This window comes from Mesorhizobium sp. M0410, from assembly GCF_040321435.1.
GTDB lineage: Bacteria > Pseudomonadota > Alphaproteobacteria > Rhizobiales > Rhizobiaceae > Mesorhizobium.
In genome coordinates this window covers 41,223-64,053 of the sequence record NZ_JAMYRN010000019.1, presented here as the reverse complement: position 1 = coordinate 64,053, position 22,831 = coordinate 41,223, and the positions used below count along the sequence as shown (strand labels likewise).

The 22,831-nt window shown below is 61.2% G+C and carries 15 protein-coding genes; 13 read left to right on the top strand and 2 right to left on the bottom strand.

What is annotated here, in order from left to right; genetic code table 11:
- Positions 1–49: 49 nt before the first annotated feature.
- The 8 genes from NKI63_RS23900 (at position 50) to NKI63_RS23865 (ending at position 10,877) form a co-directional block, all read left to right on the top strand.
- Positions 50–1,228 carry a DUF3095 domain-containing protein gene (locus NKI63_RS23900; protein ID WP_352506845.1) on the top strand — a complete coding sequence of 393 codons (1,179 nt, stop codon included), beginning with the start codon at positions 50–52 and terminating at the stop codon, positions 1,226–1,228.
- A 105-nt stretch (positions 1,229–1,333) separates the two neighbouring features.
- A complete protein-coding gene (locus NKI63_RS23895; protein WP_352506846.1) occupies positions 1,334–2,677 on the top strand; it encodes a nucleotide sugar dehydrogenase in 1,344 nt (447 codons plus the stop codon).
- A 51-nt stretch (positions 2,678–2,728) separates the two neighbouring features.
- Complete coding sequence (locus tag NKI63_RS23890; RefSeq protein ID WP_352506847.1) at positions 2,729–4,069, top strand: adenylate/guanylate cyclase domain-containing protein; 1,341 nt, start codon at positions 2,729–2,731, stop codon at positions 4,067–4,069.
- Between the two features lie 150 nt (positions 4,070–4,219).
- Positions 4,220–6,115, top strand: coding sequence for an ABC transporter ATP-binding protein (locus NKI63_RS23885; RefSeq protein WP_352475783.1), 1,896 nt, complete (start codon positions 4,220–4,222; stop codon positions 6,113–6,115).
- Positions 6,112–8,010 carry an ABC transporter substrate-binding protein gene (locus tag NKI63_RS23880; protein WP_352506848.1) on the top strand — a complete coding sequence of 633 codons (1,899 nt, stop codon included), beginning with the start codon at positions 6,112–6,114 and terminating at the stop codon, positions 8,008–8,010. The genes NKI63_RS23885 and NKI63_RS23880 overlap by 4 nt, the downstream gene beginning before the upstream one ends.
- A gap of 2 nt (positions 8,011–8,012) precedes the next feature.
- Entirely contained in the window at positions 8,013–9,011 is a 999-nt protein-coding gene (locus NKI63_RS23875) for an ABC transporter permease (RefSeq protein WP_254818875.1), read from the top strand.
- Positions 9,008–10,189 (top strand): ABC transporter permease, encoded by a 1,182-nt coding sequence (locus NKI63_RS23870; RefSeq protein WP_254818876.1) that lies wholly within the window; start codon positions 9,008–9,010, stop codon positions 10,187–10,189. Before NKI63_RS23875 ends, NKI63_RS23870 begins: the two co-directional genes overlap by 4 nt.
- Before the next feature lie 208 nt (positions 10,190–10,397).
- The gene (locus tag NKI63_RS23865) at positions 10,398–10,877 is read left to right on the top strand and encodes a class I SAM-dependent methyltransferase (RefSeq protein ID WP_352506849.1); all 480 of its coding nucleotides are present in this window, start codon (positions 10,398–10,400) and stop codon (positions 10,875–10,877) included.
- Between the two features lie 36 nt (positions 10,878–10,913).
- Here the strand turns inward: NKI63_RS23865 and NKI63_RS23860 are convergent, their stop codons facing one another.
- Positions 10,914–12,329, bottom strand: coding sequence for an adenylate/guanylate cyclase domain-containing protein (locus tag NKI63_RS23860; RefSeq protein ID WP_352506850.1), 1,416 nt, complete (start codon positions 12,327–12,329; stop codon positions 10,914–10,916).
- 198 nt (positions 12,330–12,527) lie between these two features.
- On the opposite strand from NKI63_RS23860, the gene NKI63_RS23855 reads away from it, so the two are divergent.
- From NKI63_RS23855 to NKI63_RS23835, 5 genes are all read left to right on the top strand, one after another.
- Complete coding sequence (locus NKI63_RS23855; RefSeq protein ID WP_352506851.1) at positions 12,528–13,352, top strand: hypothetical protein; 825 nt, start codon at positions 12,528–12,530, stop codon at positions 13,350–13,352.
- 73 nt (positions 13,353–13,425) lie between these two features.
- Positions 13,426–13,950: a GNAT family N-acetyltransferase gene (locus tag NKI63_RS23850; protein WP_302895874.1), complete on the top strand. Its 525-nt coding sequence runs from the start codon at positions 13,426–13,428 to the stop codon at positions 13,948–13,950.
- 123 nt (positions 13,951–14,073) lie between these two features.
- Positions 14,074–15,459: a hypothetical protein gene (locus NKI63_RS23845; RefSeq protein ID WP_352823597.1), complete on the top strand. Its 1,386-nt coding sequence runs from the start codon at positions 14,074–14,076 to the stop codon at positions 15,457–15,459.
- A gap of 210 nt (positions 15,460–15,669) precedes the next feature.
- Entirely contained in the window at positions 15,670–18,969 is a 3,300-nt protein-coding gene (locus tag NKI63_RS23840; protein ID WP_352506853.1) for an ATP-binding protein, read from the top strand.
- Positions 18,970–18,988: 19 nt separating this feature from the next.
- Positions 18,989–19,669 (top strand): redoxin domain-containing protein, encoded by a 681-nt coding sequence (locus NKI63_RS23835; RefSeq protein WP_254818884.1) that lies wholly within the window; start codon positions 18,989–18,991, stop codon positions 19,667–19,669.
- A gap of 86 nt (positions 19,670–19,755) precedes the next feature.
- Here NKI63_RS23835 and NKI63_RS23830 read toward each other — a convergent pair whose 3' ends face one another.
- Complete coding sequence (locus NKI63_RS23830; protein ID WP_352823595.1) at positions 19,756–22,611, bottom strand: trifunctional glycosyltransferase/class I SAM-dependent methyltransferase/polysaccharide deacetylase; 2,856 nt, start codon at positions 22,609–22,611, stop codon at positions 19,756–19,758.
- Between the last annotated feature and the right edge of the window lie 220 nt (positions 22,612–22,831).

The following is a 22,831-nucleotide window of genomic DNA, read 5'->3' as shown; positions in this document are numbered from 1 at the left end:
TGCGCAAGTCAATTTCGAAGCATGATCGACTTCACCCTCAAGCACTGGAATGTGCTATCTGATGCTCATGGAAACAGCTGCCGCGTCCGACCCGTTTGTCGCTTCCCTACCGGTCTTCGCCAGGTTCGAAAGCGTTGCCGATATCGATAACTATCGGCCTCTCCCCGATGGCTGGGCGCTGGCCACCGCAGATATCGTCGGCTCTACCAAGGCGATCGAGGCGGGGCGCTATAAAACCGTCAATATGGCCGGTGCCAGCGTCATTTCGGCGCTGCTCAATGCGCTGGGTAGGCAAGATCTTCCCTTTGTCTTCGGCGGCGACGGCGCGCTCGTGGCGTTTCCCGGCTCGGCGCTGGAGATCACCCGCAACGCGCTGGCGGCTGTCCAGAGATGGGTGGCGGCCGAACTGGATCTGACCTTGCGTGCCGCAATCGTGCCGATAAAGGATATAAGAGCGCAAGGCCTCGACGTTCGCGTGGCGAGGTTCCAGGCCTCCGATGCAGTCTTCTATGCCATGTTCGCCGGAGGTGGCGGCAGTTGGGCGGAAGCCGAGATGAAAGCGGGGCGCTACCGCATCGATCCTGCGCCGGCCGGCGCGCGGCCGGATCTGACCGGCCTCTCCTGCCGCTGGAACCCAATCGAAGCCCGGCATGGCGAAATTGTCTCGATCATAGCCATACCGGGGGCGTCGCGCGACTTGCGCGGTTTTCAGTTTCTGGTTTCCGACATTATCGCCCTAGCCGGCAGGCAGGAACGCGATGGCCACCCGGTGCCAGTGAACGGGCCGGACTACAGTTTGCTGCCCGCCGGCCTCGATATCGAGGCGCGGGCCATGGCGCCGGCAGGACGGCGGTGGCTGTCGAAGCTGTGGATAGTGTTCCTGATGACGCTTACGGCTGTTACGGATAGATATGGCTGGACGATCGGCAGATTCGATCCGAAGATCTACAAACGCGAAGTGGCCAGCAATTCGGATTTCCGGAAGTTCGACGATGGCTTGAAGATGACCATCGACGTTGACGCGGATGTATTGCAACGGATCGAGAACCGGCTGAAACAGGCGGAAGAGGCGGGCATCTGCAACTATGGCCTGCACCGCCAGAAATCGGCCTTGATGACATGCCTCGTCGCATCGCCGCTGCAGCGCGATCACGTTCATTTCATCGATGGCGCCGCCGGCGGCTATGCGATGGCTGCCGCAAGCCTTAAGGCGAAGGTGCCGGTCTGACGGCTTGCGGACATCGATTTTCCGCAATATGCCTCGGGGCTCTTGGGAGCGGTGAGCCTCACCATGGAAGCGGACGGCCTGTCCGAATTGACGGGAAGCACATTTTTGGACGCCTCACGATCGACATATGACCGTCTTCTGAACCGGATTTCGACGCGTGCCGCGCAAGTCGGCGTGATCGGACTGGGCTATGTGGGGCTGCCGCTGGCGGTTGCGATCGCACGCGCCGGCTTCCCGGTTTCCGGCTTCGACATCGAACCCCAAAAGGTCGAGAGCCTGAACAACGGCCAATCCTACATCGAGGCGGTGACGTCGCCAGCCCTTGCCGGCCAGGTGGCGAGCGGACGGTTCCGCGCCACTGCGGATTTTGCCGAACTGGCCGTCTGCGATGTCATCATCATCTGCGTTCCGACACCACTGACGAAACACCGCGAGCCGGATCTCTCCTTTGTCAGGAACACGGCAGGCACCATCGCGAAGCATCTGCGTCTCGGCCAGCTGATCGTGCTGGAATCGACCACCTATCCCGGCACCACCGACGACGTGATCAAGCCCATCCTGGAAAAAACCGGCTTGCGGTCGAGGATAGATTTCTTCCTCGGCTTCTCGCCCGAACGCGAGGATCCCGGCAACCGCAGCTTTGAAGTCGCGACGATCCCCAAGGTCGTGGCAGGTGACGGCACTGAAGCGGCGATGCTCGTGCAGGCTTTCTACCATGGCGTGGTCAAGACCGTCGTTCCGGTTTCCACCACGGCAACCGCCGAGGCGGTCAAGCTGACGGAAAACATCTTCCGCTCGGTCAACATAGCCCTCGTCAACGAGTTGAAGGTCGTGCTCGGTGCGATGGGAATCGACATCTGGGAGGTGATCGAGGCGGCAAAGACCAAGCCGTTCGGCTATATGCCTTTCTATCCTGGCCCTGGACTTGGCGGGCACTGCGTTCCGATCGATCCTTTCTACCTGACGTGGAAGGCGCGCGAATACGAACTGCCGACCCGCTTCATCGAGCTGGCGGCAGAGATCAACACGGCCATGCCGCGTCATGTGGTCGATGAACTGGCGAAGGCGCTGGACCGGCGCTGCGGCAAGGCGCTCAGCCGCTCGCGCATTCTCATCATCGGGCTCGCCTATAAGAAGAATGTGCCCGACATCCGCGAAAGCCCCTCATTGCGGCTCATTGAACTCATCGAGGAATGGGGCGGCAAGGCGGAATTCCACGATCCGCATGTTACCGAAATCCCGACCACACGGGAGCATATGGCGATCAAGGGGCGTCGCTCGGTCGAATTGACCGAGGTGGCCCTGAAGGATTTCGACGCTGTCGTCGTTGCAACCGACCACGACGCGATCGACTATCAGGCGATCGCGGATCACGCTCTACTGATCGTCGACACACGCAATATTTTTGGCCGCCTCGGGCTAGCCCGAGAGACGGTGGTGAAGGCCTGACGGCGTCCGAGCCGGCGAATTTGTGGCGGATCAAGGAGATTTCGAGATAGCATGAGCACAGCGCAAGCAGAAATTTCTGCCATTCTCATGGATAAGGTTGCCGATTGGCTGACGCAATCGGCGTTGGCGGGCGACGATCTGGAAACATTGGTAAGGGGCTTTTGTGAACGGCTGGCTGCTGCCGGCCTGCCGCTGAAGCGGGTGCATTTGAGCTTTTCGATGCTTCATCCGCTTTATGACGCGCTCGGCTTCACCTGGCTCCGCGGCCAGGGCCTGGAAGTGGAAGGCTTCCGCAAGGAGAACGGCGTTCACTCCGACAGATTCCTGACCAGCCCATACTACCATCTGCTCAGCCACAAGCTCGACCATCTGCGGCGCCGGCTCGACCCGTCGGTGCCGTCGGAATTTCCTGTTTTCGATGACCTCAAGCTGATGGGCGTCACCGATTACATGGCTTTCGTCCATCCCTTCAGCGGCAACACCAGTCAGGGCATGATCGGGTCTTGGTCCACCGACAGTGCCGCAGGCTTCAGCGACAGCATGATTGCGGCGCTGCTGCGCATCCAGAACCATCTCGCTATCGCAACCAAGATGGCGGTGCTCACCAAGCTTGCCGACAACATGATGACCACTTATCTCGGCGGCGACGCCGGCAGGCGCGTGCTCGACGGCCAGATCAAGCGCGGCGAGGGTGATACAATCCGGGCGGCACTGGTCATGGGCGACATGCGCGGGTCGTCAAGACTTGCCGAAACCTCCGGCCGCGAAGTCTATATCGATACGCTGAACCAGTTTTTCGACGCCGCTGCTGCGCCTTTCAATCGTAAGGGCGGGCAGATCATGAGTTTCATAGGGGATGGCTTCATTGCAGTTTACCCTTGCGCAAGGCACCGTTCACAGTCCGAGATCGCCTGCCAGGCCGCTCTTGCAGCAGCGCACAAGGCCACCGCGCGCATGATGGATCTCAATCTGCGCAGAAAGCAGCAGGGATTGAGCGACATAAACTATGGTATCGGCCTGCATGTCGGCAATGTGATGTTCGGCAATGTCGGGCTTACCGACCGGCTCACATTCTCCGTCTTCGGCTCGGCTGTAAACGAGGTCCAGCGCCTCCAGACCCTAACCAAGAAATATCCGCACAGCGTTCTCGCCAGCAAAGACTTCGCCAGCTATTGCGGCGCCAACAACTGGCTGGCGCTCGGCATGGAGGAACTGGCGGGCATCAGGCAGAAGCTAACGGTGCTTTCACCCGATTTGTCGGGTGCTCTCTCGCTCGACGAAGACGGTGCGCTGGAGCCGATTTACGACCGAATATCGGACGCCGAGCAGGTCATGCTGCTTCATCGCAATGCCGCGCGGCCGTCCGCGGGCGACCCGAGGAAGCTCCAGTAACCGCCACGATCCGATCCGAACGCGTTTTGGTATGCAGTCCGATCGCCGGTTCCGGCAGGGAACTTGCGACTGTTCGAATCCAAGTTGCTCTAGGCTGGCAATGCGCTAGTCTCGCCTTCTGGAGCGGCCAGAGTGGGGGCTGGTGTGAGAATGAATTTGGGCGTTGATCTGCTGCGGATCGAGGATGTTGGCATCTCTTTTGCCATTATAGGGGGACCGTTGCATGCCGTCAGGCGTGCGAATCTTCGCGTCTTGCCCGGCAAGGTTACCGCGCTTGTGGGCGAGTCCGGTTCCGGAAAATCGGTTCTCAGCCAGGCAGTGATGGGCATTTTGCCGAACACAGCCCATGTTCGCGGCCGTATCCTGTTTTCCGATCCTGAAAAGCCCGGCACGACGCAGGATATCCTGCAGATGCCGCGTGACGGACCCGAAATCCGGGCGTTGAGAGGCAGCCGCATCGGCAAAATATTTCAGGAGCCGATGACATCACTGTCGCCGCTGCATACGATCGGCAATCAGGTCAGCGAATCCCTGCAGATTCATACGCCCACGGCTCGGGTGGAGCGCAAGGCGCGGACCGAGGAAATGCTCGGACTTGTCGGCTTTCCCAACCCCAAGCGCGCCTATGACATGTATCCCTTTGAACTTTCGGGAGGATTGCGTCAACGCGCCATGATCGCCATGGCGCTTATCTGCCGGCCCGCCCTGTTGATCGCCGACGAGCCGACAACGGCGTTGGACGTCACCATCCAGGCGCAAATCCTGCAATTGCTGCGCGAGCTTCAGACGAAGCTGAACATGGCGATGCTGCTGATCACGCACGACCTTGGCGTAGTCGCCAATGTCGCCGACGAGGTGGTGGTCATGTACCATGGCGAGATCATGGAAGCGGGACCTGTGGAGGCGATATTCCGCCGGCCGGGCCACCCTTACCTGAAGGGCCTGATGGCAGCCGTTCCGCATTTCGACCTGAAGCCCGGCGAAAGGCTAAAAGCGCTCCGCGAGGTGCCGGTGAATGTCGGGAACCTGCTCGGCAAGCAGACGGCGCCAGCATCGAAGGGGCCGGACGACCTCCTGCTGTCGGTCAGGGATATGACAAAGACCTTCACGATCCGCAAGTCCGGATGGTTCGGCGGAGGTCATCAAACCTCTGTTCGCGCCGTGGACGGCGTGAGCTTTGATATCAGGCGGGGCGAGTGCCTGGGTCTTGTCGGCGAAAGCGGCTCCGGCAAAACCACCGTCAGCAAGGTCCTCATGCGGGCTGTCACCCCTAGCGGCGGCTCTGTGATCTTCAACGGCCGCGATGGTCCGATCGACGTCTTGAAAGCCGAGGGAGACGCTCTGCGCATGCTGCGCGCGAAAATCCAGATGGTCTTCCAGGATCCGGTTTCGTCGCTTTCACCTCGCATGACGGTGGAGAACATTTTGAGCGAGCCGCTGGAAATCCATCAACGTGGCAATGCCGCGTCCCGACTCGCCACGGTCAAGAACCTGATGCAGGCAATCGGACTCGACCCGCGTTTCATAAAGCGTTATCCGCACAGTTTCTCCGGCGGACAGCGTCAGCGTATCGGCATCGCGCGCGCGTTGGCACTGGGGCCTGAACTCCTGATCTGCGACGAGCCAGTTTCGGCACTCGATGTCTCTGTCCAGGCGCAGATCCTGAATCTTCTGAAGGACCTGCAGAAGGAACTGGGCCTGACCTACCTGTTCATATCCCACAACCTGGCGGTGGTGGACTACATGGCCGACCGCATCGCGGTGATGTGCGGCGGGCGTATCGTCGAGCTAGCGCCGCGCGAAATTCTGCTTAGGAAACCGGTCCACCCCTACACGCGCTCACTGGTCGCCGCAGTCCCTTTCCCCGATCTCGACAGGCCGATGGATTTCAAGACTCTGAAGCTCAGCGGCGCTTCCGACACCAGCGCATGGGGACCGCAATTCCGTGACGAGGGCGACGAGGACATGCTGTCGCCGCTCGACCTTGGCGGCGGCCACCTCGTGCTGGCGCGACGTTCGGCCGATGTCAGCGAGCTACGCCATTGATCAGCCGGCGCACCGTCCTTGGACTCATGGCTTCGGCATTTCTGCCGGGCACGTTGCGCGCCGGCGACCTGGAGCCGGAATTTCTTCAGCCGCAGATGAAGGCCAGGGCGCTGCCGGCCCTGGCCGAACGCCTGCCCAAGCGTCCGCGCGCGTTGAATCTCGCTGCGATGGGCCGGCAGCCCGGCCAATATGGCGGCACGCTGCGCACGATCATCGGCAGCCAGAAAGATATCCGGATGATGACGATCTACGGGTATGCTCGCCTGGTCGGCTATGACGAAAAGCTTAACCTGCAAGCCGACATTCTCGAAAGTTTCGATGTAGCGGATGATCGTGTCTTCACTTTCAAGATACGAGAAGGACATAAATGGTCTGACGGTAGCCTGCTGACGTCGGAGGATTTTCGCTATTGCTGGGAAGATGTCTGGCTGAACGATGAGCTTTCGCAAGGCGGGCTCGCCCCGGCCCTGCTGGCGGATGGCAAGCCGCCACGCTTCGAGATCGTCGATCCGTTGACGGTCCGCTACAGTTGGGATGCGCCCAATCCCGACTTCCTGCCCAAGCTCGCCGCTGCTTCGCCCCTATCGCTTGTTCTGCCGGCCGCCTATCTCAAGCAGTTCCACAAGAAATACCAGGATCCATTCCGGCTCGCCGGCCTAATGAAGGAGAACCGGGCCAAGAAATGGACGCTCTTGCATATCCGCATGTCGCGGCAATATCGCCCGGAGAACCCGGAACTGCCGACGCTCGATCCCTGGCAGAACCGGACCAAGCCGCCGGCTGAGCAGTTCGTCTTCGAGCGGAACCCGTTCTTTCATCGAATAGACGAGAATGGCCGGCAACTGCCCTATGTCGACCGGATAGTCATGAACGTCAGCTCGTCGGCGATCATTTCCGCCAAGACCGGTGCGGGCGAGAGCGACCTGCAAGGCATGGGAATTGACTTCACCGATTACGCCTTCCTGAAGGATGCGGAGAAGCGCTACCCAGTGAAGATGCATCTCTGGAAACGCACACAAGGTTCGCGGCTGGCGCTGCTGCCCAATCTGAATTGTGCCGACCAGGTGTGGCGCGGCCTTTTTCGTGACGTGCGCGTGCGCCGCGCACTTTCGCTCGCTGTGGACAGGCGCGAGATCAATTTGGCCGTGTTCTACGGATTGGCGCAGGAAAGTGCCGATACGGTCCTGCCGGAGAGCCCGCTCTACCGGCCGGAATTCGCGAAAGCCTGGGTCGCCCATGATCCCGACCAGGCTAATGCCCTGCTCGACGAGGTCGGGCTTCAGGCGCGTGACGATGACGGCCTGCGGATACTTCCCGACGGACGCCCGGCGCAGCTCGTAGTGGAAACTGCCGGCGAAAGCACGCTGGAAACCGACGCGCTCGAGCTCATCACTGATCACTGGCGCAAGATCGGCATCGCTCTGTTCATCCGGACTTCGCAGCGCGACATCTTCCGCAGCCGCGCGCTTGGTGGCCAGATCATGATGTCGATGTGGTCGGGCATCGACAATGGCGTGCCGACCGCCGACATGAACCCCTACCAACTGGCCCCCACCGTCGACGACCAGCTGCAATGGCCGCTCTGGGGTGCTCACTACTTGTCCCGTGGCAAGGTCGGCGAAGCGCCCGATCTTCCGCCCGTGGTCGAGTTGATGGATTTACTCAAGCGCTGGAACGCATCGACTGAAGCCACGGAGCGCGCCGAGATCTGGAATTCAATGCTGTCGATCTATACCGATCAGGTGTTTTCGATCGGCACGGTGAACGGAACGCATCAGCCGGTTCTGGCATCCTCGCGGCTGCGCAATCTGCCCGACAAGGCGCTTTACGGCTACGACCCGACCGCCTATTTCGGTGTCTATATGCCGGATACATTCTGGCTTGGAGAGTCCTGAGCGTGCTTCGATATTTGGTCTGGCGCATCGCCGTGATGGTTCCAACGCTGCTGGTCATATCGGCACTGGTGTTCACGATCATCGAACTTCCCCCAGGCGACTATTTCGACAGCTATGTTGCCGAGCTTCGGGCTCAGGGCGAAGCGGTGGATTCCGATCGCATCGAGATGATGCGCAAGGAATATGGTTTCGATAAGCCACCGGTCATTCGCTACTTCTACTGGGTCGGCGGGATGCTGCACGGCGATTTCGGCTATTCCTTCGAATATGAGCTGCCGGTTCGCGACGTCGTGGGGGACCGAATGTGGCTGACGGTGCTGGTTTCCTTCGTCACGATCATCTTCACCTGGCTCATTGCCTTTCCGATCGGCATGTACTCCGCCACGCATCAATACAGCTGGGGCGACTACGGCCTGACTTTCTTCGGCCTTCTCGGCCTTGCGATTCCGAACTTCATGCTGGCGCTGATCCTGATGTATTTCGCCAACATCTGGTTCGGCACGTCCATCGGCCATCTCATGGACCAGCAATATCTCGGCGAGCCGATGAGCTGGGCCAAGGCGAAGTCGATCCTCGCCCATCTCTGGATTCCGGTCTTGATCATCGGCACCGGGGGCACGGCAAGCATGATCCGGCGGCTGCGCGCCAATCTGCTCGATGAATTGCATAAGCAATATGTCGTGACCGCGCGCGCCAAAGGCCTTCATCCCTTCAGGGCGCTGGTCAAATATCCGCTGCGCATGGCGCTCAATTTCTTCATTTCGGATATCGGCTCTATCCTGCCGGCCATCATCTCCGGTGCCGAAATCACGGCGATCGTGCTGTCTTTGGAAACGACCGGGCCGATGCTGATCAAGGCGCTGCAAAGCCAGGACATGTATCTCGCAGGGTCGTTCCTGATGTTCCTCGCCTTCCTGACGGTCATCGGCGTCCTGATTTCCGACCTAGCGCTGGCGCTACTTGATCCGCGAATTCGTTTGCAAGGCGGCAGCACCAAATGAACACGCAATCGCCGCTGCCCGCTCCGGGTGCCCCACTGCAACACTACGTTTCCATCGAGCCCTTTGACCTGCAGTCGGTCGAGGCGATGACGCCGGAGCAGGAGAAGGTCTTTCAGGCGTCGCAGCTGCGGCTGATGTGGTGGAAATTCCGCCGGCACCGGCTTGCCCTTGTATCCGGCATATTCCTGGCAACGCTTTATTTCGGGATACTGATCTGCGAGTTCCTGGCGCCCTACGATCTGCACACGCGCAACATGGACTACATCTATTCGCCGCCGCAGCGGGTGCACCTGTTCCACAACGGCCAGTTCGTCGGGCCGTTCGTCTATGGCCGCCAGATGACGCTGGATATGGACACGCTCAAGCGAAACTACATCGAGCAACAGGATGATGTTCAGCGGATCCGTTTCTTCTGCAAGGGCGACAAGTACCGGTTCTGGGGCCTGATCGAAGGTGACAGGCATTTTGTCTGCCCCGCCGAAAACGGCCAGCTCTTTCTGGCCGGCACTGACAGGCTGGGGCGCGATGTGCTCTCGCGCATCATCTATGGCGCACGCATTTCACTGACAATAGGCCTCGTCGGCATCAGTTTCAGCTTCCTGCTCGGCATTGTCATCGGCGGACTGGCCGGCTATCACGGCGGTATCTTCGATCTGATCGTTCAACGGATAATCGAAGTTCTGCAATCGATCCCCAGTATTCCGCTATGGCTGGCTCTGGCGGCGATCATGCCGATAACCTGGAGTCCGATCCTGATCTATTTCGGCATCACCGTCATCCTCGGGCTGCTCGACTGGACCGGACTGGCGCGGGCCGTGCGTTCGAAGCTTCTAGCCTTGCGCGAGGAGGATTACGTTCTGGCCGCGCAATTGATGGGCGCCAGAAGCAGCCGCATTATCCGCCGACACCTCATTCCCGGGTTTATGTCGCATCTGATCGCGACGGCAACGATCTCCATACCCGGCATGATCCTGGGCGAGACGGCGCTGAGCTTCCTCGGGCTCGGCCTGAGGGCGCCGATAACCAGCTGGGGCATCCTGCTCACCGAGGCGCGCAGCGTCAGCGTGATCGCGTTCTATCCATGGCTGCTTTTGCCGATGCTCCCCGTCGTTCTCGTCATCTTGGCGTTCAACTTCCTCGGCGACGGGTTGCGGGACGCCGCGGACCCCTACAAGTGACATCGCTATTCCGCCGCGCGCCGCGCCGCCGACTCCACCCGGTATGATCCTTGTCGGCAGCCTGTTCGCTTGTTGCAGTGTTCATCGTTCGCCTCTACACGCGGCAAGACTCGATCGGGGTTTAACACGTCGCCTCTGGTTTCAGCCGCGAAACGCTCTGGTCGGGGGCAGTTGATTTCGTGGACTTGTTCAGGAGATACAATCGCGCATGAGTCGCCTCGACAGTTTCATCCGGAGGATGACCGCACAGCGCGACATACTCGATCATGTCTGCGCCGAGGTGGCGAAGATAGAGGGCCCCGTGCTCGAGCTCGGCCTCGGTAATGGCCGGACGTTCCACCATCTGCGCGAGCGCCTGCCCGGACGCCGGATCATAGCGTTCGACCGCGCACTTGCCGCACACGCCAGCTCAATTCCCGAAGCTGAAAACCTCGTGCTCGGCGAAATACGCGAGACGGCGAGCAGGTTCATTGGCATCGACGCCGCCCTTGTTCATGCCGACATCGGCACCGGCTATGAAGATCGCGATGCAGTGATCTCTACCTGGCTTCCCGATCTGACCGCGCGCCTACTTCGCGTCGGCGGCATCGCGGTCAGCGGCACGCCGCTCGATCACCCGCAGTTGCAACGCCTCCCGCCGCCACCTTCGGTTCCCGCCGATCGTTATTTTATCTGTAGGCGAGTGTGAGGGGCCGGGACGAGCCAAATCTTCAGGGCCAAGCCTTCAGGGGATCGTGTATACTGCTATCTCCCGGTCAATGCCGCGCAGCGAGACCTCGTGGGGCACGGGCGTCAGCGCGTTCCTGTGTAAGAGATCGGCGGTGAGATTGTCGTCGACCACCGATCGAGTGGCGAAGATCGCCTGTGCGTTGGCAAGGTTCTGGACCCGCGAAGCAATGTTGACCGTCTGGCCGAAATAGTCCTGTCGCTCATTCATAGACACGGCGATGCAAGGGCCGGCATGGACTCCGATCTTGAGCAGCAGATCCTCGCGCCCGCTCTTGTCGTTGAGCGTACGCATGGCATCGCGCATCCTGAGGGCTGCAGCAATCGCACGATCGGGCGTCGCGAAGGTCGCCATCACCGCATCACCGATCGTCTTCACCACCGCGCCTGCCTCCGCCGTGACGATCTCGTGCAGAACCTGGAAATGCTCGCGCACGAGATCGAAGGCTGAAAGGTCGCCCACCCGCTCGTAAAGCTCGGTCGATCCGCGCAGGTCGGTGAACAGGAACGTCAGGCTGGTGATCTTCAGGCGCTGGTTGATGTCGAGTGTATCCGTGCGATAGAGATCGCGGAACGTCTGGTTGGTGAGCAGGCGCTTGGCGGTCAGGAAGGGCCGGCGTTTTCCCAGGAAATCATGCAATGCCTGGCCGGCGATGAAGACCGTCGGCAGCACGCGGGTGTCGGTCCGGTTTTCCAGCGAAATGCGCAACGGGCCGGGTTGCATCTCCAGCGTCTGGTTCTGAACATGGTCGCGGTCGAAGGCCAAAGAGAGGCTTCGGCGCTCCTTTGTTGGTTCGCCCTTCCCGTCGATGAACTGCGCCGAGTGGGTGACCGGCTCGAAGACGATGATGAATTCGGACGGAAGCTGTATGGGCAGAACCGCCTTTTCACCGGGCGCAAGCTCGATATCCTCCAGCGAGAACGCTTCCATCTTTTCCGCGAAATGCTCTTCCGGCAGATCGACGCCGGACGCCCAGTAGATCTGGCGGAAATATTCCGCCACCGGCAGTTCGTGTGGATTGTGGGCGGCAATCCTGCGCACGCGGGGACTGACGGTGAATGTCACCTCGACCATCTCGTCGAGGGTCGGTGAATAGCCCTCGGAGCACAGCGCGCAGGTGTATTCGTCCTTTTGCAGGGTTTTCAGCGTGGCGTTGGTGTCGAGCACGCCGCCACAGCCGGGGCACAGAACATTCCAGGAAATGTCGAAGATGCCCACCCGCGCGGCATGGAGAAAGGCGCCTATTGCGCGCTCCTCGTCGAGGCCATGCTTGCTGGCGAAGGCTGGCGCATTGATGCGGCAAAGTTCGCGGTCCTCGCCCTCCGCGATGGTTCGCTTGATCGCGTCGATCGCCTGTGGATCGACATCGGCCGATTGTCGCAGAAGTGAGAACAGATCCTGAGCTTCGTTCATCGTGCAGGCTCCGGAAAATGCACCCCGTGGCGTTTTGACCGGACCGGTCTTTGGTCCGAATGCTCCATCTTACTTCGAAACGAACCGTGCGGCCATTCGAATGGATAAGCCTGGTGACCGTTCACTTAGGCCGATTTTAACCGGCCGCAAGCAGCATTATGATGGTCCATGGAGCCTTCATCTTTGGGATTTTCTCCCATGCCGACATCCGACAATCCGCCATTTCCCGCGACCCTGCGCCTTTTCTCTGCGGTCGTCATCATCGTCCTGATCGTAGGCGCCGGCCTGTTTTTCGTGCCTGTTCTGGTCAAACCGGGCTGGCCTTGGGCCGTCACGCCGTTCAATGCGCGCTTTCTCGGCGGCTTCTACACCGCCGAAATGGTCGTGATGGCGGCGCTGCTGGTCTGGAATCGCTGGTCGCCCGGCAGGCTCGTGCTCGTCATGGCCTTCATCTTCACCTTCATCGTGTCGGTGGCTTCGTTCATCAATCTCGGCTATTTCAACTTCGAGCGCAAAGCGCCCTGGCTGTGGTTTTTGGTCTATCTTGCTTCGGTCGCGGTATCCGGGCTGTTCCTGTGGCGGGCCAGAGCCCGTCCTTCTGCGAAAGGCGTGACCTTAAATCCCGCATGGCGCGGCTACATGCCGGTGGAATCCGCGATCCTTGGGCTCTATGGCGTCGGCCTGTTGCTGTTTCCCCTGACATTCAGTGGCATCTGGCCATGGCCGATCGATGCCTTCCACGCTCAGGTCTACAGCGCAATCTTCCTCGCCGGTGCGGGCGGTATATATCTCGTCTGGAGAAGCGCGCCGCGCGAGGAACTGCTGGTGCTCGGGTTGGCACAGTTTCTGGTTGGCCTGCTTGCCATCCTCGGCGTCGTCATCACCGACGCTGCGGTGCACCGGATCGACTGGACGGCGATCGGGACATTGTGCTGGCTCACGCTTTTCGGCTGGATCGGCATCAGCGGCGTCTTCAAACTCTACGCCGCCTCCCGGTATTTCAGCTCGCAATCGGCATCATAGGTTGAGAGACGGCTGGATTTTCAGGTGGCGTCCGGTGCATCGTACCGGTCCGATTGCCTTCGCCGGGAACGCCATGACCAGCACGACGTCGCCACCCTCCGAGAAAAGCCAGCCGCTGCTCCGGTCCGTCCGGCCAAGCGATGCGGAGGCGCTTTGCGCTATTTTCAACATGCCGGGCTTCCGCCAGGGCACGCTCAGGATGCCTTTCGAGATGGTGGAGCAGGTGGCGCGGCGCATCGCCAAGTCCGGCCCGGAAACCACCTGGATCGTTGCCGAGCTGGACGGCAAGGTCGTCGGCCATGGCAGCCTGGTCGTGCAGGGTTCACCGCGCCGTTCGCACATCGGCGAGATCAATATCGGCCTTGACGATGCCTTTGTTGGCAAAGGTATCGGCTCTGCCATACTTGGCGCGCTGCTTGACGTGGCCGACAACTGGCGCGCCCTGAAGCGAGTCGAATTGACCGTCTATGCCGACAACGAACCGGCCCTCCGTCTCTACAAGAGCCACGGCTTTGAGATCGAAGGCCGGCATGTGAAGGCCGGCTTTACCGACGGGCAGTACCACGACCTCCTGAGCATGGCCCGGCTGCGGTTCTAAGATCCGCTGTTTGCCTTGGCTGTTTAGCCAATCTGACAATTTGTGCCGAGTCAGCGAACAGGGCTGCATCCAGCAAGTCTGGTCTCGCTTGGCGTTTACACCGCAAGCGGCTAGACGGGACCAATGACCGCCGTCTTTGATCCAACCCCTACCCCTCCGCTGGAAATTCTGGCTGTGCTGTCGCTGCTCTGCCCGGAGGTCGTGCGCGACATCGAGCAGAACTGGAATGCACCGGTTTCCGATTACGCCCGCCATCTGTGGCGGCCGGTGGCAAGGCCTGCATCGGGCCCGGCGATCGCTGCCCGCTCGATCCTGCGCGAAGTCCTGCATCAGCGCCTCGATAGGATCATGCGGCCTGAGGAGATCGGCAAAGCCCTCGACGAGTTCGAGCACAGACCGGTGATTCAGTCCGGCCTGCACTGCCTGCTTCTGATGGACCGGATCACCTTCGATGCCCTCCTGCTTGCCTGGCTCGGCGCGGTCGAAAACGGGCTGTCGGCCTTCGTCGGCTTCATGGGAACGACGATGACCATGGAGACAGTTGGCCGGGAGGGGCCGGGATGGCTCGATGTCGGCGACGACAAGGTCAACCTGTTCGGCATGGGGCGCCACAAACTGTGCCGCAAAAGCGCCTGCGTGGCCGGTCCCGTCTCCCTCAACAAGCGCGCGCTCGAAGCGGTGGGCGATGAAACGGATGCCAGCCGCTGGCTGGGCACACTGCTTGCCAGCCAGGACAAGGTGTTTGAAACCGCCGCCGATGCGCTGACTGCCCTGAACCACGATCTGGTCGCCAATTGGGATCGTGCCGGCATGGCCCTGCCGGTTTTCATCGATGATCGGGCCGCCGCGGCTGCCATGGCGCGGCATCTGGAATATGACGGCGGCCTTCTTTCCAGACTGCTCATTGAACCCGCAAGACGCCAGCGTCTCGAACGTGCCTGGCAAGAGGCCGCATCGAGCCCATTTGGCAGATTCCTGCCCAATGCCACGGACTATTTCTGGGGCATTCGCGAGGAGCGCGTGCGCAAACTCGTTCTCGAGAACGGGCACCTGATCGAGCCCGACAGGCCGCAAGGTCTTTCCATCCCGTTCGAGCGGCCGTATCTCAGGCAGGCGCTGCTGGACGGCGTGCTGCTGCCGAACTTGTTCCTGACGTTCCTCGTCCTTGCCATATTGCCGCGCGCGCGGGTCGTGGGGGGCCTGAGACAGATTGGCTATGTAGCGCTTTTCCACTCGATCCTTCTGGCCGCGCTAGACGAAAACGCGCCGGAAGAGCGCGATCTGGCTGCGGAGCTGCAGGTTCGGGAAAATGCCTGGGGCATGCGGGTCATCGATGAAAAGATCTCAGTCCGCGAGCAGCTTGCCGGCCTGCCGGAAGGAGCGCTCTTCCCGGACGTGCTCCGGCAATACCGATTGCGGACATTTGCCGAGACGACCGACGACCTAAAACTGGTTCGCGAAAACGCCAGATGGCGCAAGATCGGCCAGGCAGAGATCAAGCCGACCTGAGCCTAAGTCACAACCGCAAGCTGACAGCGAGCCAGCCGTTGCATCAAGAGGTCATGCGTAGCGCTCTGCCACCGGACCCACACGGATGGCTCGATGCCCATTTGCGCTGCCGCTTGCTCGTCGACGGCTATCGGTGCATCCTTGTGAATAGCCTGGCCGTGCAGTGCGGGCGAGATCACGCCGTCACGGCCACTAGTGAGGTCTTGTTCGATGGACTGCTCGGGCTGCGGTTTCGAGATTGAGGGCGGTTACGCCTTCTGTCCGAGGTGTGGCAGGCGCCAGCCCGTGCCATGCGCCAGTTGCGGCTACGCCTGCGCACCTGATTTCGAGTTCTGTCCGAAATGTGGGGCAAGCGTCGGTGCGCCCGCAAAAGCCGTCGAACGGCCTGCTCCGGCACCAAGCCGGACCATTGTGCCGCCTTCTCGAACTCCGTCGCTGCTTCCGAACATCGAAAGCGAAGAAGGGCTGCATCCCGTCTCCGACGCCGATCGCCGGACGGTAACGGTCCTGTTCGCCGACCTTTGCGGCTTCACGACACTCAGCGAGCAGCTCGACCCCGAGGTCATGCAAGCGCTGCAGAATAAACTGTTCAAGGAATTGACGGCGGCCGTGCGAAACTTTGGTGGTTTCGTCGACAAATTCATCGGCGATGCACTGCTCGCTTTGTTCGGTGCGCCGGTCGCGCATGAGGACGATCCGGAACGTGCGCTTCGCGCCGCTCTCGACATGATCGCCCGGACGGCGCGGCTCGGCGAAAGCACCCCCCACTCCGGCTCGCCTCTGTTACTCCACATCGGCATAAACACTGGTCCGGTCGTTACTGGCGGATTGGGCATCGGCACCGCCAGATCCTATTCGGTGACCGGCGACACAGTGAATACGGCGCAACGCCTGCAATCGCTGGCCGCACCGGGTGAGGTGCTGGTAGGCGAGCTCACTCACAGGCTGACCCGGCATGCCTTCTCTTACGAGTCACTGGGTGATGTCGTGTTTCGCGGCAAGGCTGGCAGCGTGCTCGTCCATCGACTGGACGCACCGCTAGCGGTGCCGCGCCCAGCGCGCGGGCTCGAGGCGCTCGGCCTCAGTGCGCCACTAATAGGTCGTGGTGCGGAGCTCAATAGAATGATGGCGAGCCTTGACCAGGCGTGCGGCGGCTCGGCCCAACTTGTCCGCCTCGTCGGAGAAGCCGGCATCGGGAAATCGCGGCTGGTGAAGGAGTTCGTCGCCCGCGTCGGCGACGAGGAGCGTTTTCGCAACGTCGTCGTGCGGCAGGCCACGTGCTCACCGCTGGGCGAACAATCTTTTGGCGCCTTGGGCGCCGTGGTGCGCAGCGCTGCCGGGATGATGCAAAACGACAATGGGGACGAAATGCGGGGGAAGCTCGCAGGCTTGCTTGCCGATCTCGGCCTGCAGGGCGAGGAGGCGAAGCGGCTGATGCCTTTGCTCTATCATGTGCTCGGCCTTGGCGACCCCGATGCCACCTTGCAGCATGTCGAGCCTGAGCAGTTGCGGCGGCAAATTCTCTACGCAGTCCGCACAATCATCGAACGGCGGCTTGCGTTGTCGCCGCTGTTGATCGTCGTCGAAGACCTGCACTGGGCCGACGCCGTGTCGCTCGAGGCACTACGTTTCGTGATGGACAGGTTAGAACGCACGCGGTTGATGTTGCTGGTCACGCATCGTCCGGCGCCGGACAACGACCAGCTCGACTCAAGTCGGGTCAGTCACACAGCGCTCAGGCTTCCGCCGCTCAATGGTGATGACGGACGCAGGCTGCTCGCGGCGCTTTTCGGCGAGAGCTGGGTAAACTCCGCAGGAGGGCTTCTCGATCAGATCCTCGAGCGCGCGGGCGGCAACCCCCTTTTTGTAGAGGAGATTGTTCGCGGCCTTATCGATCGCGGTGTACTGATGCGAGAGGGCCAGCGATGGCGGACTGTGGCCGGCGAAGTCGCAACCGGCATCCCCGCCACTATCCAGGCGATGTTGCTTGCCCGCGTCGACCGGCTGCCCCCAGAGGTGCGCCGGTTGGCTCAGGAGGCCGCGGTAATTGGCCCGCGTTTCGATGCCACACTTCTGAAATCCGTGACGGCCGACCCCGGCCGGCTTGAAGCCGGCTGCGAACTGCTTTGCGATGCGGAAATCATCGAGGAAGTTGCCGGATCAGGCTCGGTCTTGTCGCAAAGCTACCGCTTTACGCAAACATTGCTGCAGGACGTGATCTACCAGAATCTGCTCCTGCAACGCCGGACCGACATCCACGGGCGGGTCGGTGCTGCCTTGGAGCAACTGTGCGGCGACCAGCCGGAACGGCTCGAGGATTTGACCGTGCTCGGTCATCATTTCGCACAGAGCGCCGAGCGGGAGAAGGGCGCGCATTACCTGCGGGCGGCAGGCGATCGCGCTCGCATGATATACGCCAACGACGACGCCCTTCGTTTCTACGAGCGAGCACTGACAGCATTGGACGCGATCGGGCAAACACCGCTCAAACTGGCAATTGCAGAGCGCATTGCCGATTTGAGCGGCCCGGCAGGCCGCCGCGAGATCGCGCACCACCACTACGAGACCGTGTTGCAGGCATATCGCGAAGCGGCCAATCACGTCGCCTCGGCGCGAGTTTTGCGTAAGATCGGTCGGCTGCTCTGGGACGTCGGCAAGCGGGACAAGGCAGAACCCTGCTATGCTGAGGCGGCAGCGCTCCTCGATGGGGCGGATGCCCCGATCGAGCAGGCGCATCTGTGGCAAGAACGTGGCCGACAGGCGTTCCGTAGCGGAGATCACGCTCTCGCGGCAAAATGGGCAGACGCGGCGCTGGATTGCGTACGCAATCTGACAACGGAGCATGTCTCCGAGGTTGGGTGTGATGCCACTCTTGTGACCGCCGAGGCACTCAATACCAAGGCTGTCGCGCTGGCTCGCCTCGGGCGAAACCGTGAGGCCGTGCGTCAGGTTGAGCGTAGCATTGAATTGGCCGAAGCCGCCGGTCTGCTGGGCGCGGCCTGCCGCGGCTACACCAATCTCGGCGTGCTATACACGACCATCGATCCGGCACAGGCGATGGAGGTCTGTCGGCGCGGTCTTGAAGTGGCGCGCCGTATTGGTGATTTGGGTTTCCAGGCGCGCCTCCTCGCCAATCTGGCGGTCGCTTGTTGTACTTTCACGGATCGCTGTCCAACGGAGGGCATACCTGCTGCCGAGAAGGCCATCGAGATCGACAGGGCGCTCGACCAGCGCGAGCACCTGCCGGTGCCGTTGATCGTGCTTGGGCAGATCCACCAGTGCAACGGCCGTCCGGACCTGGCCGTTGGTTTGTTCCACGAAGCACTGGACGTAGCCCGCGAAACGGGCGAACCCCAACTGCTGTTTCCGTGCTATGATGGTCTTGCAACGCTTAATCTCGACCTCGACAACCTGGCCGAGGCCGAACGCTACTTTTCCCTGGCGCAGGGTATTTGCGCCCAGCACGGGCTCGACCCGGAAGCGCTCGTGGTGCTGCCTTTTCTCGACTAGCCGGGGTTGGAGGTTGGAAATGTCCGCGCGTAGTGACTTGGTGCCGCTTCAACCGGGCGACCGTGCGCCGAACGTGGTACTCGACGCCATTACCCAGGAAGGCAAGATCGCGCTTGACGACTTTCGCGGACAAAAACCGGTGCTGGTCGGCCTGTTTCGAGGTCTGCATTGTGCGTTTTGCCGGCGCCATATCGCCGCCCAGGCGCGGCTTGATCCGGAGCTGCGCGAAAAGGGCGTGGAGAGCCTGACGGTGGTCAACACGCCGATCGAACGGGCGCGTCTCTATTTCCGCTACCATCCGATGCCGAATCTGCTTGCGGCCTCCGACCCTGAACGCGCTTCACATCGTGCTTTTGGACTGCCCAATCTCGAATTCACCCAAAACGAGACGAACTGGCCGTACAAGGTCTCGATGGCAGCGGCAAAGGATATGCGGGTCGACATACCAGGCGAGTTGCCCGGTCCTATGGATCCTCTTGAGGCCAGCGAAATCCTCAACAAGAAGGACCATTACGAACTGACCGAAGCCGACGAGCAGATGATAGCAACGGGACACGGACAATTGATCGGTCAGTTCCTGCTGGACCGGCAAGGGATCGTCCGCTGGAGCTTCACGGAGGTTCCAGAGGGCGGGCGATACATGTTTGGGGCGCCAAGCCCGCAGGAGCTGATGTCAGCCGTGTCCCAAGTCGCCCAATAGACTTGCGAACGAGGTAAGCGGAGCGGGACGCTGAACAAAACGCGGAACCAACTTGTTACAAATCTAGACACTGACAAGTTCACGGTTCATGCGAGCACGGCCTCGACAACCGCAACAAAGTCATCGAGCGAACGATCCCCACGAATCTCGATGCGCGGAAGGTCGATGGGATCGCAATCGAGGTCCGCCGGCCCGTGTCTGCCGCCGAAGCCGATTCGATAGCCGCACTCCTTGGCCAGCCTGCCAAGCCGTCGGTCGGTGACTGAGAAGGGTGCCGCGAACGCCGCGGTTGGCCGACCGGTCCACCGTTCGATGAACATACGAGAGCGCAGAAGCTCGGCGGCCAAGTCAGAGCTCGACAGACCATCGATCGCGCGATGCGTCGCCAGATGGCTTCCGAAGAAGGCGCCTTCGCCGGCGAGGCGTCGCACCGTCCCGGCGTCCATAAGCTGCGTCGGCGGGCCGCTGTAGGCGTCCCACTGTGCACTTTCACCCACCAAGTCCGTCACCAGGAACACTTCCGCGGTGAGGTCGTTCGCGCGCAGGATCGGCCAGGCATGGTCGGCAAAGTTCTGGAAGCCGTCATCGAAGGTGATGAGCACTGGGCGGCCAACGAAAGGCTGACGGTTGGCGATGAACCATTCCAGCTGCTCGGAGCTAATCGCGTGAAAGCCATTGGCGCGCAGCCATGTCATTTGGCTGGCGAATGCGGCGGGCGTGAGCCGAAAACGGGCGAGCGCGGCCGGACCTTCATCGGAGACGCTGTGATACATGAGGACAGGGATACGCTGCCGCCGCTCGCTACGTGCGACGTCGCGGCGCAAGGCCCGCGCCCCGCCCCAGACGATTTTTCGCGCGACCCCCATATCGATGCGCGCGCGGATTGGCACATGATCAATGACTGGTTCCGTCGCCACGTCGCCTGGTGACAGGCGGCGGAAGCGGTCTATGCGATAGAGCTCGGTCTGGACCGATTGCTCGAGGACAAGACCTTCGGTCCCTGCCAGCGTCTCCGAGATCGCTTGTGCACCGAATGTGTTCCAGTCGAAGCCCGTCCTCTCAGGATTGTCACGTAGCACGAATGCGTGTGCGCTGATGAAGCTGCCGCCAGGCGCCAATGCCTCAACGACTTTCTTGGCGAAGCGTTGCAACTCGGCGAGATCATCCAGGTAGTAGAGCACTTCCGAACAGAAGATCAGATCCATCTCACCCGGCAGCGTATCCGCCATGAAATCCAGTACGCCGAACTCAACGTTCGGCTGATCGCTGCATCGCGCGCGCGCCCGCTCGATGGCTATGGCGGAGATGTCAGTTGCGGTCAAATGGCTCACGCGCGGCGCCAGTTGCCGCGTGAAGTGGCCTTCCGCACAGGCCAGCTCAAGCGCCCGTCCAATGGGACCGCCAGGCAGAATTTCGAGCTGCCGCTCATATTTCTCCTGCTCATAGGACGAACCGTAATTCCAGGGATCCTCGGTCGCGAAATAGCCATTCCAGAACGACGTGCGATCCTTGTCGTGCCTGGCCCGTGCGCGGCGCAGCGCCGGGGGAGGCTCTGCAGGTTCGGTGCTCGACCGAACCAGCTCCCGCGCTTCCTCGGCCAATTGGGCGAGTTTGCCGAAGTGACTGTCCGGATCGGACCGGCCTTCAAGCCGCTCGGGGGACACGACATTCAGGATCAATTCGATCCAATAATCCCTTGTCACTGTCCCAAGTACGCCGAATTGCACGACAGCCTCGATCTGGCCATCCATCATCAGATAGGCATAAATTTGATCGATTCCTTGCGGAAGTTCGACCGTGGTCGGATTTCGCGCGTCGACACGAATTCCAAGTGTCCGCGCCAGCCTGCGCGGCGCGGCGAGATCGTCGACGTCGAGCAGCATTTGCTCAAGATGATACTGGACGCGGCGAGCCGCGTCGGGATTGTTCCAGACCTTGCCGAGTTCGATGATCAACTCGGTGAGGGAGCCGCCGAACCTGTCCCACCTGGCAGCCAATTGCGCTGGCACCGACAGGCTTCCGACCGCTAGGCCATCGAAGATCACCTTGGCGATCTCTCGCGCCCCTTTGCGTCCTGGCGGGAGGGCGCGCAGGGACTGCGGGTTGATCGAGCGCGAGCCGCTGCCGCAATCCGACGCGGCGTTCCACAACGCGAACCACGCGAGTGCCTCGGAGGCGGTACCGCCGTTCGCCTCGATCGCTCCATTGGCGTGAGCCGACGCCGGGTGTTTGACCCTGGGATCGGCGGAAAAGCCGCGGGCGATCACGATTTCAGCATCTGCCAGCATCTGCGTCGAACTGCGGCTGAGCGCGTTGGGGCTGGTCCGATAGAAAGCGAGCGGCTCATCGACCATCACCCAATTTTTGCCCAGACGTGCGAGGCGCTGCCACAGGTCCCAGTCCTCGCAGGTGCGCAGCGACACATCGAAACCGCCCAACTCGACAATTGTCTCCCGGTCGACCAGCAGCGCGTGAATGGCGATGGCACGTCTGCGGGCGAATGTCTCGAAGGGCTGAATCGCAACCTCCGTTGCGATGCTCGACGGGGTGAGTTCGCCATCGGGCATCTCGCGCCGGGAACCGCAATAGGCGGCCACTGCATCGGGAACGGATTTCAGTGCGGCCAGCATTTTTGCGAGGAAGCTGGCATCCACCCAATCGTCGGCATCCAGAAACATGAGCCAGCGGCCGCGCGCTGTCGAAATCCCGCTATTGCGCGCGCCGGCGGCGCTATACGCGCAAGACCTCAACGTCCGAAATCGGGCATCGTGCTCTACATAACCGGCGATGATCGAGGGGGTGCGGTCCATGGAGGCGTCGTCGACGATGATCGCCTCCCAATCCACTATTTCCTGATCGAGAAGGCAATCGAGTGCGCGCGCGAGCGTTACCTCCGCGTTGTGCGCAGGAACCACGATTGAAACCAAGGGATCACGCGCCACGCCGTCTTACCCGCGCCCGGTTCGAACGCACAACAAGACGCGTTGATCTTTCTTGGCGTAGGTCGTCACAATCCACGCCGATCAGTCCGTCGACCCATCGTCCATCACCCTATATCCAGTATCCGGTAGGTCTGCCTGCCGGCAAGCGTTGTGCCGACGGTTTGCTCGGCATTGAAAATCGGTACCATACCGCCTTGCGGTAGCATTGTCCTGGATCATC

Coding starts and splice junctions, on each gene's coding strand:
- NKI63_RS23900 (WP_352506845.1), top strand. CDS start 50: ATGTGCTATCTGATGCTCATGGAAACAGCTGCCGCGTCCGACCCGTTT.
- NKI63_RS23890 (WP_352506847.1), top strand. CDS start 2,729: ATGAGCACAGCGCAAGCAGAAATTTCTGCCATTCTCATGGATAAGGTT.
- NKI63_RS23885 (WP_352475783.1), top strand. CDS start 4,220: ATGAATTTGGGCGTTGATCTGCTGCGGATCGAGGATGTTGGCATCTCT.
- NKI63_RS23870 (WP_254818876.1), top strand. CDS start 9,008: ATGAACACGCAATCGCCGCTGCCCGCTCCGGGTGCCCCACTGCAACAC.
- NKI63_RS23865 (WP_352506849.1), top strand. CDS start 10,398: ATGAGTCGCCTCGACAGTTTCATCCGGAGGATGACCGCACAGCGCGAC.
- NKI63_RS23860 (WP_352506850.1), bottom strand. CDS start 12,329: ATGAACGAAGCTCAGGATCTGTTCTCACTTCTGCGACAATCGGCCGAT.
- NKI63_RS23855 (WP_352506851.1), top strand. CDS start 12,528: ATGCCGACATCCGACAATCCGCCATTTCCCGCGACCCTGCGCCTTTTC.
- NKI63_RS23850 (WP_302895874.1), top strand. CDS start 13,426: ATGACCAGCACGACGTCGCCACCCTCCGAGAAAAGCCAGCCGCTGCTC.
- NKI63_RS23845 (WP_352823597.1), top strand. CDS start 14,074: ATGACCGCCGTCTTTGATCCAACCCCTACCCCTCCGCTGGAAATTCTG.
- NKI63_RS23840 (WP_352506853.1), top strand. CDS start 15,670: ATGGACTGCTCGGGCTGCGGTTTCGAGATTGAGGGCGGTTACGCCTTC.
- NKI63_RS23835 (WP_254818884.1), top strand. CDS start 18,989: ATGTCCGCGCGTAGTGACTTGGTGCCGCTTCAACCGGGCGACCGTGCG.